The organism is Marinobacter salarius (assembly GCF_032922745.1).
Classification (GTDB): domain Bacteria; phylum Pseudomonadota; class Gammaproteobacteria; order Pseudomonadales; family Oleiphilaceae; genus Marinobacter.
This window is the reverse complement of record NZ_CP136693.1, coordinates 3,793,290-3,809,374: the sequence shown is the minus strand read 5'-3', so window position 1 is coordinate 3,809,374 and position 16,085 is coordinate 3,793,290. Positions and strand designations below refer to the sequence as shown.

Genomic DNA, 16,085 nt, shown 5'->3' with positions numbered 1-16,085 from the left:
TTCATCGGGCATCCTGGCAAGAGAGTGAGGGGCTATTTGGTTGCTCGATCCGAGGATTGGATAATGAGTTTTTTGGAACTGTATAGTCTTTTACTTGCCCTGGTGGTCGGCATCGTGGCTACCATCCTGGGCCTTTACGGGTTTGTGCGCGTGATGGGCTCTGCGCGCGGGGAGCCGGGCAAGGATGTGCCGGCAAGCTCCGGTGTGCTGTCGCGGGATCCGGTGTGGGGGCGCTATCACGCGCGTTACTACGGTTACGCATTGTTGTTCCTGGCCTTCGATATGGAAATGGCGTTCATGTACCCATGGGCCGTCGTGTACAAAGAAGTAGGGCTGGTTGCTTTGTATGATATGGGCGTATTTCTTGCCATCCTCTTTCTGGGCCTGCTTTATGGCTGGAGTCAGGGGGCATTGAGGCGTCAATGACTTCTGATCATCCCATTAACACCACAGGTTCGCGTCAGAGGCAGACACGGTTTGCCGCTCTTCAGAAGTGGGTTTCCCGTGCATTTGCGCGTGACCTGAGTTGTCTCATCGTCCCGGGACAGGATGTCGCTCTGGCGCATGGCTTGAATGTGAGTGCCACCGGCATGCGTGTCAGCGCCTCACCCCGTGATGCGAATGTGCTTCTGATCGTCGGCGGGCTTTCAGAAAAAATGGGCGAGGTTGCAACGGTGCTTTATGCGCAGATGCCCCGGCCCCGCACTATTCTCATGCTTGGCGGCAAGACGCCATCGTCTTTTCCGGATGCTGATGTATCAGCGGGTCTGTCGCAAAAGGCACTGGCCGACGCGGTTGGGCGGCTGAAGCGGGCACTGGCGGAAGGTGCCTTCGCTACTTCAGCGGAGGATTTTGATGCCTCCGTCCTGCACGTCAAAATCGAGTACGTCTGCCCTATGCATCCGGAGGTAGTCCAGAACGAGCCGGGCAGCTGTCCCAAGTGTGGCATGGATCTGGTAGCACGCGAAGCGGGGGAGCAAACCCCTGAGGGCGGCCACGATCATGAACATCACCATGATCACGAACACCAGAGCCAAGACCACGACCACGACCACGACCACGACCACGACCACGACCACAGTAACGAACACAGTAACGAACACAGTAACGAACACAGTAACGAACACCAACAGGAACACGCTCACGAAAATGCCGCGACCGAATATACCTGCCCCATGCACCCCGAAATTGTTCGGGACGAGCCTGGCAGTTGCCCCAAGTGCGGTATGGACCTGGTAGTCCGCGAGGACGGGGAAGATGAGGCACACTCAGAACATGAACATTCCAGCCATGATCACGGTGAGCATGATCACAGTGGGCATGAGCATGGAGGGCACGATCACGGTGGCCACGATCACGGTGGCCACGATCACGGTGGCCACGATCATGGCGCCTCGGGATTCATGTCGATGATTGAAGTCACCAAGGATCTGCCACGCAGTGCCGATGGCCTGCAGATGGACTGGCTTGAGGTGCCGTTCGGTCCGGTCTTCCCCGGCTTGCCCGGCGGACTGAAGTTGACGCTCACGCTCGACGGCGACGGTGTGACCGAAGGGCAGGCGACCTCCCTGGTGGGGGTGACCAACGAAGGTGAGAATATTGAAGAAAGTGAAGAGATGGATGCTGAGACCTTCATTGGGTATCTGTCAGCCGCAATTCCACTGGCACCGGTGAGCTACCGTCTTTTAGTCTGTCTGGCAATAGAGCAAGCGGCAGGGCTGGAGGGCGATTCGGCAAACGCCGGTGCTCGCACCGGCGCCCTTGAGCGTGAGCGCATCGCCAGTCACCTTGGCTGGCTGGCTCAGTTAGGGCGCCAGCTCGGCTTTGCCTGGCTGACGCAACGGGCCGCAACTCTGCAACTGCAAGTCAGAGAGGCTAACAGGGACAGTCTTGCTGCCCTGGAGCCAGCGCTGCGCACATTGGGAACCCGCCTTGAGCGAACGCCTTTACTCAAATCACGGCTTAAGGGTATCGGCCTGCTGCCAACGGAATCTTCTGACCTGCGCGGGCCCGTAGCGCGTGCTGCGGATGAAGGTGGAGATGCCTGGGCGCGCCTGAGGCAACGCCTGGCCGAAATTTCCGCCAGCCTTGGCCTTATAAAGTCGGGCGGGGAACCGGCGCTGCCGGTTCTGCGCGACGTTGGCGATGTGTCAGGAACCGGTGAGGCCACCGTTGACACTCCGCGCGGCGAGGCCCGGCTAAGTCTGAAACTGGAGCGCGGCCATGTTAAGTCATACAAGCTGGACACCGCCTGTAGTCAGCATATCGGCCTGGTCCCTAAGCTTGTCGAGGGCCAGGAACTGGGCGATGCGCTGCTGGCAGTCGGGTCACTGGACCTTTCGCCCTGGGAGGTGACTTCGTGACCGTCGCTATTGTTTTGCTCGCGCTGCTTGGCAGCGCCTGGCTGCTGGCTGTGGTTGAGGGCTGGATGGCGACTGGTCGCCTGAGCCCGGCCGCGCCTCTGTTTCGCGGCCTGGCTCACCTCGGCCGTGAGTCCATAGTACCGCGCTCACCAGACCGGGTCTTCTTCGAGGCCGCGCCCGTGCTTCTTTTGGTTGTCGCCGTGCTCGGTATGGCAGTCCTGCCGCTGGCGCCGGACCTGATCATTGCGGACCTTGGCACTGGCGCACTGTTTGTGAACGCGGCCCTGGCCTACGTGCTCGTCGCGGTGATCATGGCGGGTTGGGGGCCGGATGGAGCCTACGCGATGATCGGTGGCTGGCGCTTTCTGGGCCAGCTTATTGCCTATTCCATGCTGATTGTCATGCCGATCACGGCCGTGGCCATGCGTGCCGAATCCCTGGTAAACACTGCGATCGTTGGCTCCCAAGCGGGTCTATGGAACATCGTCTACCAGCCCCTGGGCTTCGTGCTGTTTTATATTGCGGCCATGGCACTGGCATTCCGCGCCCCTTTCGACCTGCCTTCTGCAGAGGGGGAGCTTGGCGGCGGTGTCGACGCTGAGTATACCGGGGTACGCCTGGCGGTGCTTCGCCTTGCCCGGCTGACGCTGGTGGTTACGCTGGCCTCCGCGACCACGGTGTTCTATCTCGGCGGCTGGCATGGGCCGCTGCTGCCGCCCTCGGCCTGGAGCCTGATCAAGACCCTGGCCGTGGCCGTGTCGATGCTGCTCGTCGGCCACTATCTGCCACGCATCCGCGAGGCGAATCTGATGCGGTGGTGCTGGGTCCTGGGTATTCCCCTCGCACTGCTCAATATCATTATTGTCGGCTTACTGATTCTGGTGGTTCCCTGATGTATGCACAGGCTTTTTTCGTTGCCGTTTTCGGGCTGGCTGCCATTGGCTTCGGCGTGGTGGTGTTTCGCACCTCGTCCATGATGCGTTCCGCACTGGCACTGCTGTTTTCGATGACCGCCGTCGGCTGCCTGTTCCTGGCGATGCAAACCGAATTCCTGGGCGTGCTGCAGATCATGATGATGGCCACCGAGATGAGCATCATGGCCATCTTCATGGTGATGTTCATGATGGATCCCGGCGGGCTTGGCGGTATGGATATGAGCCACCAGAAGCGCTTCTCGATAGGTGCCGGGGTGAGTGCCGCCGTTGTCGCCATCGCCGTTGCGCTGCTGTCCGACTGGGGCCCCGCAGCGGAGCAGGTGGTGGACGCGCAAGCGCAGACACGGGCGTTGGGCATGGAACTGCTCGGGCGCTCGATGATGATCTTTGAGACCGCCGGTATCACCATCCTGACCGCAATGATTGCCGCCACGGCAGTGGCAATACCGGTGCAGAACCTGTCAAGTAAAGACGACAAGGAGGCATCGGAATGACCATGATTCTGATATTGGCGCTTGTGACCGGCGCCATCCTGTTCGGTATCGGAGTCTATGGAGCTCTGTCACAGACCAATCTGGTGATGATCATGATGGGCGTGGAGCTGATGCTGGCAGGCGCCATGGTGAATCTGGTGGCTTTCTGGCGCTTTCTGCATCCGGAAGCCTATTCCGGCCAGATGTTTGTGCTGGTGGTGATGACGGTTATGGCACTGGAGATGGCGGTCGGCTTTGGCGTTGCTATTGCGCGCTTCCGGGCCAAGGGCTCAGTCGAGATGGAAGAAGCGGAGGACCTGAAAGGATGAGTGCAGTGCTTCTGCCGATATTGCCACCGCTGATAGCCGCCCTGGCGGTGTTGATACTGCGCCGTGGCAGCGCTGCGCTGGCCCTGGCTGGCGCGACGCTCAGCCTGGCAGGCGGTGTCCGGCTGCTGGCCGGAGCCCTTGACGGCCAGGCCGAAACCCTGCTTCTACCCGGGCTGCCCGACATGCCCTTGCGCCTGGTTGCGGGTCCGATGACGGCACTGCTGAGTGTGGCAGTGGCCACGGTCGGAACCTTCGTTCTGGTTTATGCCATCGGCTATATGAAGCGGGAGTCCGGCCAGGCGCGCTTTTATGCCGTAATGTCGCTGTTCCTGGCGGCGATGCAGGCGTTGGTGCTGGCTGGCGACTGGGTTTTGTTGTTGGCGGCTTGGGAACTCATCGGCCTCTGCAGTTACCTGCTGATCGGCTTCTGGTTCCAGCGGCCGGAAGCCGCAAACGCAGCCAGCCGTGCTTTTCTCTATACCCGCAGCGCCGATCTCGGGCTTTATGTGGCGATATTCATACTCATCGGGTCGTCAGGTACCAGTGAGATTGCCGCCTCTCTGGAAGCTGGCGGTAGTGCCTCGACCGCCGCCGGGCTGCTGTTATTGCTGGCGGCCATGGGCAAGTCGGCCCAGGTTCCCCTGCAGGACTGGCTGATGCGCGCCATGGCCGGCCCGACACCGGTCTCGGCGCTGCTGCACTCGGCCACGCTGGTGGCGGCGGGCGCCATTCTGCTAATCCGGTCTGCGACGCTGCTGAGTCCTGAAGCGCTTTTCGCTATAGGGCTTGTGGGTGGTGTCACCACGGTGGCAGCCGGGGTCATTGCGCTGGCTGAACGTGATCTCAAACGCCTGCTGGCGGCTTCCACGGCCAGTCAGTACGGCCTGATGCTGATTGCTGTGGGCGCCGGGGTTCCGATGGCCGCGCTGTTGCACTTTCTCGCCCATGCTGCCATTAAAAGCACCCTGTTTCTTGCTGCCGGTGACTTTCAACATGCCCGCGAGGGTACCGCTTTTGATCAGTTGAAGGGCGTTGGCCGCGCCAGGCCCTGGGCCTTTGCCGGCTTTGCGCTGGCAGCGCTGGCGCTGGCCGGCATTCCACCGCTGAGCGGATTCTTTTCCAAGGATGTGGTAATTGCTGCCGCGCTGTCGGGGCAAGGCGCCGCCTGGCTCGGCCCCCTGGCCCTGGCGGGCACTCTGCTTACCGGTGCCTATATGGCCCGGGCTCTACGGGTGCTCTGGCAGGGCTCGGGCGACAGCCGGCCGGTAGAAGGTACTGGCTGGATGCGCGCTGGCATCTGGGGGCTGGCAATTCCCGCCGCTGGCCTGGGTCTGGCCTTTGGTCCCCTGGAAACAATACTTGATCTGCCCGCTCCGGAAACCGCAGGTACCGTCGCCATAGTGCTGGGGCTCGTCGCCGCATTGGTCGGGCTGGCCTTGGGCTGGCTGGTGCCGGTCCAGCGCCTGCTTGGACCTGCCCATCAATGGGCAGAATCGGGTTTGGAAGTTGCGGGCGGGCTTACCGCCTGGATAGGCCGGCCCGCAATGGCTATTGCCCGGGGCTGTGACCGTCTGGAAGACCATCTGTACGCGGCCGCGCTTGGCATTGGCCGTGCAGCTCTCACCATTGCCCGTGGGGGCGAGCGACTGGAACAACGTTTGTATCTGGCCGTGCTTGGCGTTGGCCGCGCCAATCTGGCGGTGGGTCGCTGGGTTCGGGGCGGGGATGAGCGTGGTATCGACGGCCTGATCTTCGCCCTGGTGTCCGGTGTGCGGGACCTCGGCGCGCGGGCGAGAACCCTGCAAAGCGGCCTGATCCATCACAGCCTGGCGATCAGCGCCGTAGCCACCGCTGTGCTCCTGGCCATCCTGTTTTCAGCTTCACTGAGTGTCTAAAGGAACCCTGTACTCATGTTACCACTCGTATCTCTGACCCTGTTTTTGCCACTCGTCGGCGCTGTGCTGATTCTGTGTTTGCCGAAGCCGACGGCACGGACGGTGCACAGCATAGCGATCGTCAGTGCCGCCCTGACTCTGGTTGGCGCTCTGGCCATGTGGCTTCAGGGCGTGAGTGGTGACGGCTTTTCCCAGGTCGAAGAGCTGGTATGGATGCCGGCTATTGGCGCGGCCTACCGGGTCGGGGTTGATGGCATCAGCCTGCCGCTGGTACTGCTGAGTGCCGTGCTTTTCCTGGTTTCTCTGATCTACGCGTCGTCGCTTCGCGACCGTCCGCGTGCCTACGTAGCTCTGATCCTGCTTCTGGAAACCGCGGCAATCGGTACCTTTACCGCCCTGGACGGCATTCTGTTCTACGTCTTCTTCGAAGTTTCCCTGGTGTCGATGTATTTCATGATTGCCGGATGGGGACATGAAGACCGGCAGCGGGCCGCCCTGATGTTCTTTATCTACACGCTGCTGGGCAGCCTGCCACTGTTGCTCGCAATTCTGGGGCTTTACCTCGGCGGCCCTGATCCCACCTTTGATATGCGGGCGTGGATTGCCAGTCCTCCACTGGAAGGGGCGGCGGCCATGTGGGCGTTGATCGCCATGCTGATTACCTTTGCGGTCAAGATTCCTGCGATACCGTTGCATACCTGGTTGCCTGCGGCCCACGTTCAGGCACCGACTGTTGGTAGCGTCATCCTGGCGGGTATCATGCTGAAGTTCGGCACTTACGGGCTGGTGCGGTTCGCCTTGCAAATGACCCCTAACGCCCTCCGCGATGCCGGAATCGTTGTTTTGTTCTTCGGGGTCGTCAGCGCAATCTACGGCGCTTTTGCCGCCCTGGCACAAACCGATCTCAAGCGCCTGGTGGCTTATACCTCAATCAACCACATGGGCTACGTCATTGTCGGCGTCGCAGTTGCCGCACTGACCCTGGACCCGTCGGTGCGTGCCGTCGCGCTGGATGGAGCCGTGCTGCAGATGTTCAGCCACGGCCTGGTCACGGGGGCCCTGTTCCTGCTGGTAGGCATGATCCAGGAGCGCGCCCATACCCGGGAAATGAACGAGTTTGGCGGCCTGCTCAAAACGGTTCCACTGCTTGGCTGGTTCTTTGTGCTGGCGGCTTTTGCGTCTCTGGGACTTCCAGGTCTCGCGCACTTCCCGGCGGAGTTCCAGATATTCCTCGCGACTCTGGGCACCACTCCTATCGCGGTTGTGGTGATTCTGGGGATTGCCATTATCGCCGGGACCTTTCTCAAGGCCCTGCGCGAAATCTTTCTGGGTGAACCCCGGGATCGCTGGAATAGAATGCCGGACCTGAGCCCGCGCGAAATTCTTGCGGTGGCGCCCCTGCTGGTGCTCACCGTTGCCACTGGCGTGGCGCCGTCCTGGGTGTTGGACGTCATTCACCGGACTACTTCGGCACTGGTGCTGTAATGGGTCGTGATCTGGCATTAATCATTCCAGAAATTGTCGTTCTGCTGACGGCTGTTGGTGCCCTGATTGCAGAAATGCTGCGACAGCCCCGGATTTCGCTGATCATTGCCGTCATCGGCCTGGTCGTTGGCACCGGGCTGACCCTGCGCCTGCTCGGCACAGACACAACGGTATTTGGCGGCAGTTTCCGCATCGATACGTTAAGCATCTGGGCCAAGCTCATCCTGCTACCAGCTACGGTGCTCTCGATGCTGTTGGCGCGGGTGGATGTCCGGGGCAGCGCCCGCGAGGGTACGGTCTACAGCCTGCTGATCTTTTCCACTCTGGGCGCTCTGGTACTGGCGGGGGCAGGGGACACCATGTTTCTGGTGTTGGGTACGTTGCTGACCGGCCTGGCCACCTTTGCCCTGGTTGCCTATCCGGATACTGATCCGGCGACCGAAGCGGCCATGAAATTCTTTGTGTTCGCTTCAGTCACCACTGCCATCATGATTTTCGGCCTGAGCTACTGGTTCGGTGCCTCCGGCTCTACGCTGATCGCCGATCTGCCGGCCATGGATACCATGCCGCTGGCCGTGATTCTCGGGTTCGTGACTGTGGTTGTGGGTCTGGGCTACAAGGCATCGCTGGTTCCGTTCCACTTCTGGGCACCCGACGCCTACGAGGGCGCGCCACTGTCGATTGCCGCCTACCTGTCGGTCGTGCCCAAGATTGGCGCCCTGTTTGCGCTCACTCAGGTGGTTCGTCACCTGCCACCGGAAACCGGCTGGGCTGCGGTCATGGCGGGGCTGGCCGTGCTGAGCATGACCTATGGCTATCTTGCGGCACTGGTGCAGGATAACGTCATCCGGCTGCTGGCCTATTCGTCGATTGCCCAGTCCGGCTATTTCCTGCTGGGCATCCTCGCGGTGGGCTCCAGTGAGCTGGCCTTACCATCGATCATTCTGTTCGCCGCCGCCTATGCGGCTATGAACCTGGGCGCTTTCGCGGTTGCCGCCATAGCCGGGCGCACTCTGAACGATTTTAGCGGGCTGGGCCGGTCGCGGCCTTTGATTGCCATCGCAATGGTAGTCTTCCTGCTGTCATTGGTGGGCATTCCGCCACTGGCAGGTTTCGTCGGCAAGTTCCTTCTGTTTGCGGCAGCCATTGACGTCCAGTTCACATGGCTGGCGGTGGTGGCGATCATCAATAGTGCACTGTCGCTGGCAGTGTATCTGCGCATTGTTGTGCCGATGTACAGGGGAGGGGATTCTGCATCCGTTGAGCTTGATGCATGGCTGGGATTCGTGGTGTTTGCGACGGTTGCAGCCACATTCATCATCGGACTGGGTGCCCAGTTTATGATTGTTCGCGACATCGTATGATGTGCCTAGTGTTGTGTTCGGCATCCATGCGAGAAAGCCGCCGAATGCTGACGTGGTCAAAAAATCGCCATCTTACCCCAGCAGGCAAATTATGCTGTGCTACCTCAGACCCGGCGAGCCAGCCACCAACCAGCGACCATCGACAGCAACAACGCCACGAGAGGCCAGGTTATACCGCTTATTGACGCAAAGGCCGGGCCCGGACAATAACCTGATAGACCCCAGCCTATCCCAAACACAGCGGCACCAATCAATAAACGGGTATCAATATCACGACGTGTGGGCACGATAAACGTTTCTGCGAACAGAGGGCCCTGGCGACGGAACACCAATTGGTAGCCGACAAACGTTGTTACCACGGCTCCGCCCATGACAAATATGAGCGTTGGGTCCCAGTTACCAAAGACGTCGAGAAAGCCCTGTACACGTTGGGGGTCAGTCATACCGCCAATAGCCAGACCCAGGCCAAACAACAAACCAGCCAGGTAACCAAAAATCAGTTTCATAAAGAGTGTCCTGTCATGAGTCTGACGACGTAGACGGTTACAACACCCGTCAGGAGGAAAACCAGCGTTGCCAGCATGGATCTGGGGGATAGCCTGGCGATACCACAAACACCATGCCCACTGGTGCAACCGTTGCCGATACCAGACCCCAAGCCCACCAGCAAACCAGCCGCGACCATCAGCGGCACGCCACCGATGGGCGCGCCGACCACGGCTTCCGGATTGCCCGCCACATTTCCAAGCGAGCCGTTCAGGACAACCAACAACAGAGGCCCGCTGACAAGGCCCAGCACAAACGCCAGTCGCCAGGCAGACTCCGCAGTAAACCGATCAAAGATCAGACCTGATACCATCCCACTGATGCCTGCAATACGTCCCAACGTGACCATAAGCATCACTGCGGACAAGCCTATTAAAAGACCTCCGAAGGCACCTTGAGTAAAAGAGCTCCAGTCCATTTCTATACCTCTTCAAATGCCACGATTTGCCCGGTGGACAGTGTGTCGTCTCCACCTAACGGAGACATACCACGAGATTGTTGCAACCTATAATCTCAGTTATTTAATATAGCTGTTAACGCTATCGTTATAACATAAAACCTGATACGTTGAAATCTGATCAATTCTCTTTGCGACGAGGGTGACGCCATGCAACATCCGCTGGTCACGCATTTCTTTGACGAGCCTACAAACACATTCAGCTACATCGTTCAGGATCCTGATAGCTCGGTCTGCGCGATCATCGATTCTGTGCTGGATTTCGACTATGCCGCGGGCCGGACCGATGTCCGTTCCGCTGACAAGATTATTGAGTACGTTCAAAGCAATGACCTGAGTGTGGAATGGGTTTTGGAAACCCACGTGCACGCTGACCACCTCTCTGCTGCACCCTACCTCCATGAGCGTCTCGGCGGAAAAACAGGCATTGGTGAAAAGATCGCTGTCGTTCAGGAGGTGTTTGGCAAAGCTTTCAATGCCGGAACAGATTTCGCTCGGGATGGCAGCCAGTTCGACCGTCTGTTCAAGGAGGGCGACACGTTCATGATCGGAAATCTTGAGGCGAGCGTTCTTCACACGCCGGGACATACTCCGGCTTGCCTGACGTACGTCATCGGAGATGCAGCCTTCGTCGGCGACACACTCTTTGCGCCGGATGCCGGGACCGCCCGTTGCGATTTTCCAGGGGGCGACGCCCATACCCTTTACCACTCCATTCAGAAAGTCCTGGCGCTTCCCGGAGAAACCCGCGTTTTCCTATGCCATGACTACAAAGCGGCGGGGCGCGATGAGTTTATTCATGAGACGACCGTCGCCGAGCAACGTTCCAGCAACATCCATGTGGGCAACGATATCAGTGAAGACGAGTTTGTTGTTTTTCGCTCAGAGCGTGACGCCAAGCTCGGAATGCCCCGACTGATACTACCGGCCGTTCAGGTCAACATGAGGGCGGGGCACCTTCCCCCCTCCGAGGATAACGGACAGGTGTACCTGAAAATTCCGCTAAACCGGTTTTAAACAAAGGTCTGGAAGGGCGCAAATGTTTGGAGAAACCACTAGAGCGAAGACTCTGACGACCGTGGAAGGTTGACGGTGAAGCGAATCGCGGCGTATTTGCCAATTGTTGATTGGCTGAAAGGTTATCGTGGAGATACATTGCTAAGCGATGGCCTTGCGGCGGTTATCGTCACACTCATGCTTGTTCCTCAGGCCCTGGCCTACGCCCTGTTGGCAGGGCTTCCGCCTGAAGTTGGGTTGTATGCAAGTATGATCCCGCTGGTGGTCTACGCTTTATTCGGCACCAGTGCGACGCTGGCTGTTGGTCCTGTCGCAGTGGCGTCACTGATGACAGCCTCTGCGTTAGGAGGCGTTGCTGTTACAGGATCGCCCGAATACGTTGGTGCCGCTCTTGTACTGGCTACGCTGTCGGGGCTGATTCTGTTCGCCATGGGCGTCTTGCGGCTTGGTTTTATCGCAAATTTTCTGAGCCACCCCGTGATCTCTGGGTTTGTCACCGCTTCCGGAATTCTTATTGCGGGCAGTCAGCTTGGCCATATTCTCGGTATACAGGGTGGTGGTCACAATTTGATCGAAATGGGCGCAAACCTGATCAGCCAGTTTGGCTCTTTCAACCTGATCACGTTTGCTATTGGAGCCGGCACTCTCCTGTACCTGTTTCTGTGTCGCCAATATCTGAAAAATGCACTGGTCGGGCTCGGTCTGGCGCCCCGGGGGGCAGATATCGTTGCGAAAGCCGCCCCCGTGTCAGCGGTTATTGTGACAACAGCAGCGGCCTGGCACTTTAACTTGGGGAGTGCCGGAGTCAATCTGGTGGGGCAAGTTCCAGGCGGGCTTCCGGAGATCCGTTTACCTTCCATGGACCCCGGCATATGGGCAGCTCTGGTCCCCGCAGCCGTTCTGATCAGCTTGGTTGGATTTGTAGAATCAGTGTCCGTTGCCCAGACCCTTGCAGCTAAAAGGCGCCAGAGGATTGACCCCAATTCTGAATTAATAGCGATGGGGTTGGCGAACATAGGTTCAGGCGTAAGCGGGGGCTCTCCGGTCTCAGGTGGTTTTTCGCGCTCTGTTGTGAATTTTGAAGCCGGAGCCCGGACGCCACTTGCGGGTATGTTTACCGCAGTCGGGATTGCACTTGCCACGCTCTCACTCACCGGCATACTCGCCTTTCTTCCAAAGGCGACACTGGCCGCCACAATCATGATCGCAGTGAGCACTCTGATTGACGTAAAAGCCATTGGCCGCACCTTTCATCACTCAAAAGCGGACTTCGCCGCGATGCTGGCAACCATTGTGCTTACGCTGATTCAGGGCGTCGAAGCCGGAATCCTGGTCGGTGTGGGTCTATCGATAGGGATTTATCTGTATCGCACCAGTCGTCCGCACAGTGCAATTGTTGGCCGGGTGCCGGGTACCGAGCATTTCAGAAACGTAGAGCGCCACACGGTTGAAACGGATGAGAAATCCGTTGTCCTGCGAGTTGATGAAAGTCTTTATTTCGCCAACGCACGCTATCTGGAAGAGACCGTCATGGCGCTGACTTCTCAACAACCGAAGATGAAGAATCTGGTTCTGGCTTGTCAGGCGGTAAATGCCATTGACGCTTCAGCACTTGAGAGCCTGGAGGCAATAAATGGCCGGCTCAAGGCTATGGATATACGCCTGCACATGTGTGAGGTGAAAGGCCCTGTGATGGACGGTCTGCGGCGGACTCATTTCTGTGAGGAACTCACGGGGCAGGTTTTCCTGAGCACGTATGACGCCTGGAAAACACTCTGTCTATCCTGAAGCAAGTTCAAAATGGTGCAGAACGAAGGAGCCTCTTGTTAACGCATGGAGGCCAGTTTTCCTGCTATTGGCTCTCTGTCGCCTGGTACGTTCTTTGTTCATCGGTCCAGAGCGTTTTCAGGTATTCAATGACTGACTGAATTTCCTGTTCAGTGAGAGCGTCTTCGAACGCTGGCATGGTCAGCCGATCGGTTTTGTTGAAGGGGTGCCGCCAGCCCTTCGCGATCATCTTGAACAGCATGGCGTCGCTGTGGCGCCAGGTATGGCCGGTTTCATCGTGAGGCGGTGGCGGCATTTCACCTTTCTCATCCGGTTTGTTCCAGTTGGCAGCACCCTCAGCCTGCTGCCCATGGCAGGCGGCGCAGTATTGTTGATAAATTTGTTGACCCTGCGCCACATTCGCGGGCGCAGGGTCGGTACTCGCCGGTTGGCCGGAAGCAATCGCAACGGTCGGCACAACGAACAGAATCAGCAAGCCGATCCACTTATTCATACACCGGCGTCCATTCGCCGTCGTCGCCAAGGGCAAGCAGGTTGCCGCCCTCAACGGCTGTTACGAAACCATGAGCTGGTGAGAAAGTCAGCGCCGTCACGGTTCCGGGTGTCTTGACGCTTGCCCAGGTTTCGCCGCCATCAGTACTGTGATGGAGTTGTCCCTCGACGACTGCATAAACGTTTTCCGGAGCGGCGGGATCATAGCTGATGGCAGACACGGTACCTCGCAGATCTCCCGCATCGCCCCAGAAGCAGAAACAGTCCATGGAGCGGGCAACGCCGCGCGTCGTGCCGGCGAAAAGCCAGCCACTCTCCATGCTGCCGGGCATGTCCGAGTGCAGGAATGCCTGCACCGGCTCTTGCGGACCCGCATCGACTTTGACCCATTCGGCGCCGCCGTCCCTGGACCGGAACATACCCTTCTCGCCAAGGTAGGCGTAAACGGTTTCCGGCTGGGTGGCGTGAGCCGCAATGGCAGTAACTTCGAGATCTGGCAATGTGTTGTTGAGGGATTGCCAGCTTTCATTGCCGCTGTTGTAACGCCATACGCCCAGGCCCGGACCGGCGAGGTAGGTGGTGCCGTCCGCTCCCTTTGCCAGAGACGTGGGCTGAGCACCCGAATCAGATGGCGGCAGGGGAATCTCGGTGGCAGCGTGGCCATCAATGGCGAACAGGCCGCTTTCCTGCAGTACGAGAAGGGCGCCTGATGAGTTGCTCGTCAATGCCTTCACTGGCTGGCCACCAAGCTCAGACCGGGCTTGAGCCAGTGCCGGTATGACAGCCGCCATAGCGACCAGGACAAAACACGAGAGTGCGGACTTCAGGCGATAAATGATCGCATTCATGGCGCGAACCTCAGTAATCCGTATATTCGCGGAACACACTCTGCTGTCCGTTGGCACTGAAGGCTATGACCTTGTAGTCCTGCTTGCGGCCAGTTTCCATACCGGGACTGCCCTGGACCATCCCGGGCACAGAAAGTCCTACGGTATTGAACTGTGGTTTTTCAAGGTAGGCGACAATATCATCCGCCGGTACATGCCCCTCGATCACCACATCACCGATCAACGCGGTGTGGCAGGACGCCATTTCACGGGGCACCCCATACTTTTGTTTGACTTCACTAAGGTTGTCGGTTTCAACAATGTTGGTGTCAAAGCCATTGGCCGCAAGATGCTCAGCCCAGGACTGACAGCAACTGCAATTGGGGCTCTTGTAGATGGTGATGTCTGTGCCAGCCTCTGCAGTGGCCGCGACTGCGGCTGACGGCTCGGCAGACTCATCGGCCAGCATTGCCAGCGTGGTTGCGCCGGCAACGAGAACGATGGCGGCGACACCCGTATACAGGGCGGATTTTTTCATCTTCATGGTAATCCTCGGTTTGATTCGGTAGCAGGCAGCGCAAGGCCCGGGGTCGCCTTGGCTGCCCCGGGCAATGGGTGTTGGTTGGCTTAAGCGTCCTTATCCTTCTCGCCACCGTCCATGTGATCGCCGCCATGGCTCTGCATCATCTTCATACAGGCCTTTTTCATGTTTTTCATGGCTTTGCGTTCTTCTTCAGACATGTTGGACATCATGCCTTCCATGCCTTCCATGCCTTCCATGCCTTCCATGCCCTTCATTCCCTTCATGCCATCCATTCCCTTCATATCTTTCGAGGACATCATTCCGCTGTCGCCGGAATCAGAGTTCATTATGCTGTCAACTTTACCTTCGGCGTGGGCGAAAACAGAGAAGAACGCGACACTGCCGGCGAAAATGGCGGCTGTAATCGAAAGCTTGATATTTGAATTGCGCATTTGATTTGCTCCAGTTAAAGACTCGTGACGAATAGGTGTGAACACGAGGCTTACTTGTAAGAATTAACATTAATGACATTGCCGCAATGGGCAAAAATTCGGGTTAAGACTCAGGAGCGGGGTTCTGGAGGGGGGGTGATAAAGGCCAGGTAAGGGGATTGGTAGCTGCCCTCACGGGCACTGAATACCGGCTGGGAGCCGGTATCGATCAGGCCGCTAAGGCCTGTTGGCAAAAGACCGATACTGACGCCACAGCTGTTCAGCCCGCTGGCGGTCGCACAGGCCATATCTGAACCTGTGAAACAACTGGCCACGTCATCAGAAGCAGATCCGTTGGTTCCGGTCACATCGGCCATCATGGAACCGCAGTTCATCATGGACGCATCCATCTGACCGTCGGCCATTTCAGAAACAGCCAACGCCGGAGTGCTTATCACCATTATGAGTGATAGCAACAACGAGAAAATCTGGCGTGTCGTTATGGTCATTTAATGTCGGGCACCAAGTTATCGATCTTGAACGCTGTGACACAATCTTCGCCACATCGTTCACCAGATCCTAGCAGTTTTTTATGCCAATGCCATTACTTTCTGGAAATTCAACGTCGCGTAGTAAGGCCTATCCGTTTTTTTTACAAAACGCTTGACCTTAAACTTTACTTCAACGTTATTTTTGAAATCGCTGGTTGCAAGGCTGTTCGCCGCTACAGCGGTGAACCTAAGTGACACAGATCGGTTCTGGAAAATGGGAGGAGTTATAATGAGTTGCTGTAACAAAACGAACTGTGACGAAAAGGGCAAGACGAACCAGGATACCGGCTCACGAGGGCTTATGGGACTGCTGACAGGGCCACGGCGCTGGTGGGTGTTAGGTGCCATCGGTGTCACCGCCGGACTGGTTTTTGGCTGGGATACGCTTGTGCTGCTCGGGGTCGCGCCTATATTGATCTTCCTCCTGCCATGTCTGATCATGTGTGGCCTGGGGTTGTGCATGAACAAATCCAAGGACAAGAAAGGCTCGGTGACCGCAGTTGAACAGGCGGGCGAGGCTGGTGATGTCCAGTCGGTGGCTTCTCAGTCCAGGGTCTCGGATGCTTCACGCTCGGCGAAAGCATTCTGACAATGAGTGTGCGCTAAGAG

Annotated in this window: 18 protein-coding genes; 11 read left to right on the top strand and 7 right to left on the bottom strand. The window is 58.2% G+C overall.

Features of this window, described 5'->3' with window-relative positions; all coding sequences use genetic code 11:
- Positions 1-63 precede the first annotated feature (63 nt).
- The 8 genes from R1T46_RS17755 to R1T46_RS17715 are packed head-to-tail and all read left to right on the top strand — an operon-like array spanning position 64 to position 8,844.
- Positions 64-426, top strand: a complete 363-nt coding sequence (locus R1T46_RS17755; RefSeq protein WP_036206228.1) for an NADH-quinone oxidoreductase subunit A — start codon at positions 64-66, stop codon at positions 424-426.
- Positions 423-2,363, top strand: a complete 1,941-nt coding sequence (locus tag R1T46_RS21660; protein ID WP_348161086.1) for a heavy metal-binding domain-containing protein — start codon at positions 423-425, stop codon at positions 2,361-2,363. The genes R1T46_RS17755 and R1T46_RS21660 overlap by 4 nt, the downstream gene beginning before the upstream one ends.
- Positions 2,360-3,256 (top strand): complex I subunit 1/NuoH family protein, encoded by an 897-nt coding sequence (locus tag R1T46_RS17740; protein ID WP_036206231.1) that lies wholly within the window; start codon positions 2,360-2,362, stop codon positions 3,254-3,256. Before R1T46_RS21660 ends, R1T46_RS17740 begins: the two co-directional genes overlap by 4 nt.
- Positions 3,256-3,792 carry an NADH-quinone oxidoreductase subunit J gene (locus R1T46_RS17735; RefSeq protein ID WP_074210963.1) on the top strand — a complete coding sequence of 179 codons (537 nt, stop codon included), beginning with the start codon at positions 3,256-3,258 and terminating at the stop codon, positions 3,790-3,792. Before R1T46_RS17740 ends, R1T46_RS17735 begins: the two co-directional genes overlap by 1 nt.
- Positions 3,789-4,100, top strand: coding sequence for an NADH-quinone oxidoreductase subunit NuoK (gene nuoK, locus R1T46_RS17730; RefSeq protein WP_036206236.1), 312 nt, complete (start codon positions 3,789-3,791; stop codon positions 4,098-4,100). Before R1T46_RS17735 ends, nuoK begins: the two co-directional genes overlap by 4 nt.
- Positions 4,097-5,995 (top strand): NADH-quinone oxidoreductase subunit L, encoded by a 1,899-nt coding sequence (locus R1T46_RS17725; RefSeq protein WP_317306383.1) that lies wholly within the window; start codon positions 4,097-4,099, stop codon positions 5,993-5,995. Before nuoK ends, R1T46_RS17725 begins: the two co-directional genes overlap by 4 nt.
- A 15-nt stretch (positions 5,996-6,010) precedes the next feature.
- On the top strand, positions 6,011-7,480 hold the full coding sequence (locus tag R1T46_RS17720; RefSeq protein ID WP_317306381.1) for an NADH-quinone oxidoreductase subunit M: 1,470 nt from the start codon (positions 6,011-6,013) through the stop codon (positions 7,478-7,480).
- Positions 7,480-8,844 carry an NADH-quinone oxidoreductase subunit N gene (locus R1T46_RS17715; RefSeq protein WP_317306380.1) on the top strand — a complete coding sequence of 455 codons (1,365 nt, stop codon included), beginning with the start codon at positions 7,480-7,482 and terminating at the stop codon, positions 8,842-8,844. The genes R1T46_RS17720 and R1T46_RS17715 overlap by 1 nt, the downstream gene beginning before the upstream one ends.
- 104 nt (positions 8,845-8,948) lie before the next feature.
- Here R1T46_RS17715 and R1T46_RS17710 read toward each other — a convergent pair whose 3' ends face one another.
- The gene (locus R1T46_RS17710; protein WP_199446745.1) at positions 8,949-9,350 is read right to left on the bottom strand and encodes a DUF6691 family protein; all 402 of its coding nucleotides are present in this window, start codon (positions 9,348-9,350) and stop codon (positions 8,949-8,951) included.
- A complete protein-coding gene (locus R1T46_RS17705) occupies positions 9,347-9,739 on the bottom strand; it encodes a YeeE/YedE family protein (RefSeq protein WP_317306379.1) in 393 nt (130 codons plus the stop codon). The genes R1T46_RS17710 and R1T46_RS17705 overlap by 4 nt, the downstream gene beginning before the upstream one ends.
- A gap of 258 nt (positions 9,740-9,997) precedes the next feature.
- On the opposite strand from R1T46_RS17705, the gene R1T46_RS17700 reads away from it, so the two are divergent.
- Both R1T46_RS17700 and R1T46_RS17695 read left to right on the top strand, forming a co-directional pair.
- Positions 9,998-10,864 (top strand): MBL fold metallo-hydrolase, encoded by an 867-nt coding sequence (locus R1T46_RS17700; RefSeq protein ID WP_075194530.1) that lies wholly within the window; start codon positions 9,998-10,000, stop codon positions 10,862-10,864.
- A gap of 75 nt (positions 10,865-10,939) precedes the next feature.
- Positions 10,940-12,652, top strand: a complete 1,713-nt coding sequence (locus R1T46_RS17695; protein ID WP_407070139.1) for a SulP family inorganic anion transporter — start codon at positions 10,940-10,942, stop codon at positions 12,650-12,652.
- A gap of 64 nt (positions 12,653-12,716) precedes the next feature.
- Here R1T46_RS17695 and R1T46_RS17690 read toward each other — a convergent pair whose 3' ends face one another.
- The 5 genes from R1T46_RS17690 to R1T46_RS17670 all read right to left on the bottom strand — a co-directional run bounded on the left by R1T46_RS17690 (position 12,717) and on the right by R1T46_RS17670 (position 15,434).
- Positions 12,717-13,145 carry a c-type cytochrome gene (locus R1T46_RS17690; protein WP_036206258.1) on the bottom strand — a complete coding sequence of 143 codons (429 nt, stop codon included), beginning with the start codon at positions 13,143-13,145 and terminating at the stop codon, positions 12,717-12,719.
- Positions 13,138-13,992 (bottom strand): hypothetical protein, encoded by an 855-nt coding sequence (locus R1T46_RS17685; RefSeq protein ID WP_317306378.1) that lies wholly within the window; start codon positions 13,990-13,992, stop codon positions 13,138-13,140. The genes R1T46_RS17690 and R1T46_RS17685 overlap by 8 nt, the downstream gene beginning before the upstream one ends.
- 10 nt (positions 13,993-14,002) lie before the next feature.
- Positions 14,003-14,515, bottom strand: a complete 513-nt coding sequence (locus R1T46_RS17680) for a DUF411 domain-containing protein (protein ID WP_317306377.1) — start codon at positions 14,513-14,515, stop codon at positions 14,003-14,005.
- An 83-nt stretch (positions 14,516-14,598) separates the two neighbouring features.
- Positions 14,599-14,946, bottom strand: coding sequence for a hypothetical protein (locus R1T46_RS17675; protein WP_317306376.1), 348 nt, complete (start codon positions 14,944-14,946; stop codon positions 14,599-14,601).
- A 110-nt stretch (positions 14,947-15,056) separates the two neighbouring features.
- A complete protein-coding gene (locus R1T46_RS17670; protein ID WP_317306375.1) occupies positions 15,057-15,434 on the bottom strand; it encodes a hypothetical protein in 378 nt (125 codons plus the stop codon).
- A 343-nt stretch (positions 15,435-15,777) separates the two neighbouring features.
- On the opposite strand from R1T46_RS17670, the gene R1T46_RS17665 reads away from it, so the two are divergent.
- Positions 15,778-16,065, top strand: a complete 288-nt coding sequence (locus R1T46_RS17665; protein ID WP_317306374.1) for a hypothetical protein — start codon at positions 15,778-15,780, stop codon at positions 16,063-16,065.
- The last annotated feature ends 20 nt before the right edge of the window (positions 16,066-16,085 follow it).

Bases quoted from the DNA above. Each gene is read 5' to 3' on its own strand.
- R1T46_RS17755 (WP_036206228.1), top strand. From the start codon at position 64: ATGAGTTTTTTGGAACTGTATAGTCTTTTACTTGCCCTGGTGGTCGGC.
- R1T46_RS21660 (WP_348161086.1), top strand. From the start codon at position 423: ATGACTTCTGATCATCCCATTAACACCACAGGTTCGCGTCAGAGGCAG.
- R1T46_RS17735 (WP_074210963.1), top strand. From the start codon at position 3,256: ATGTATGCACAGGCTTTTTTCGTTGCCGTTTTCGGGCTGGCTGCCATT.
- nuoK (WP_036206236.1), top strand. From the start codon at position 3,789: ATGACCATGATTCTGATATTGGCGCTTGTGACCGGCGCCATCCTGTTC.
- R1T46_RS17725 (WP_317306383.1), top strand. From the start codon at position 4,097: ATGAGTGCAGTGCTTCTGCCGATATTGCCACCGCTGATAGCCGCCCTG.
- R1T46_RS17720 (WP_317306381.1), top strand. From the start codon at position 6,011: ATGTTACCACTCGTATCTCTGACCCTGTTTTTGCCACTCGTCGGCGCT.
- R1T46_RS17715 (WP_317306380.1), top strand. From the start codon at position 7,480: ATGGGTCGTGATCTGGCATTAATCATTCCAGAAATTGTCGTTCTGCTG.
- R1T46_RS17710 (WP_199446745.1), bottom strand. From the start codon at position 9,350: ATGAAACTGATTTTTGGTTACCTGGCTGGTTTGTTGTTTGGCCTGGGT.
- R1T46_RS17705 (WP_317306379.1), bottom strand. From the start codon at position 9,739: ATGGTCACGTTGGGACGTATTGCAGGCATCAGTGGGATGGTATCAGGT.
- R1T46_RS17700 (WP_075194530.1), top strand. From the start codon at position 9,998: ATGCAACATCCGCTGGTCACGCATTTCTTTGACGAGCCTACAAACACA.
- R1T46_RS17690 (WP_036206258.1), bottom strand. From the start codon at position 13,145: ATGAATAAGTGGATCGGCTTGCTGATTCTGTTCGTTGTGCCGACCGTT.
- R1T46_RS17685 (WP_317306378.1), bottom strand. From the start codon at position 13,992: ATGAATGCGATCATTTATCGCCTGAAGTCCGCACTCTCGTGTTTTGTC.
- R1T46_RS17680 (WP_317306377.1), bottom strand. From the start codon at position 14,515: ATGAAGATGAAAAAATCCGCCCTGTATACGGGTGTCGCCGCCATCGTT.
- R1T46_RS17675 (WP_317306376.1), bottom strand. From the start codon at position 14,946: ATGCGCAATTCAAATATCAAGCTTTCGATTACAGCCGCCATTTTCGCC.
- R1T46_RS17670 (WP_317306375.1), bottom strand. From the start codon at position 15,434: ATGACCATAACGACACGCCAGATTTTCTCGTTGTTGCTATCACTCATA.
- R1T46_RS17665 (WP_317306374.1), top strand. From the start codon at position 15,778: ATGGGACTGCTGACAGGGCCACGGCGCTGGTGGGTGTTAGGTGCCATC.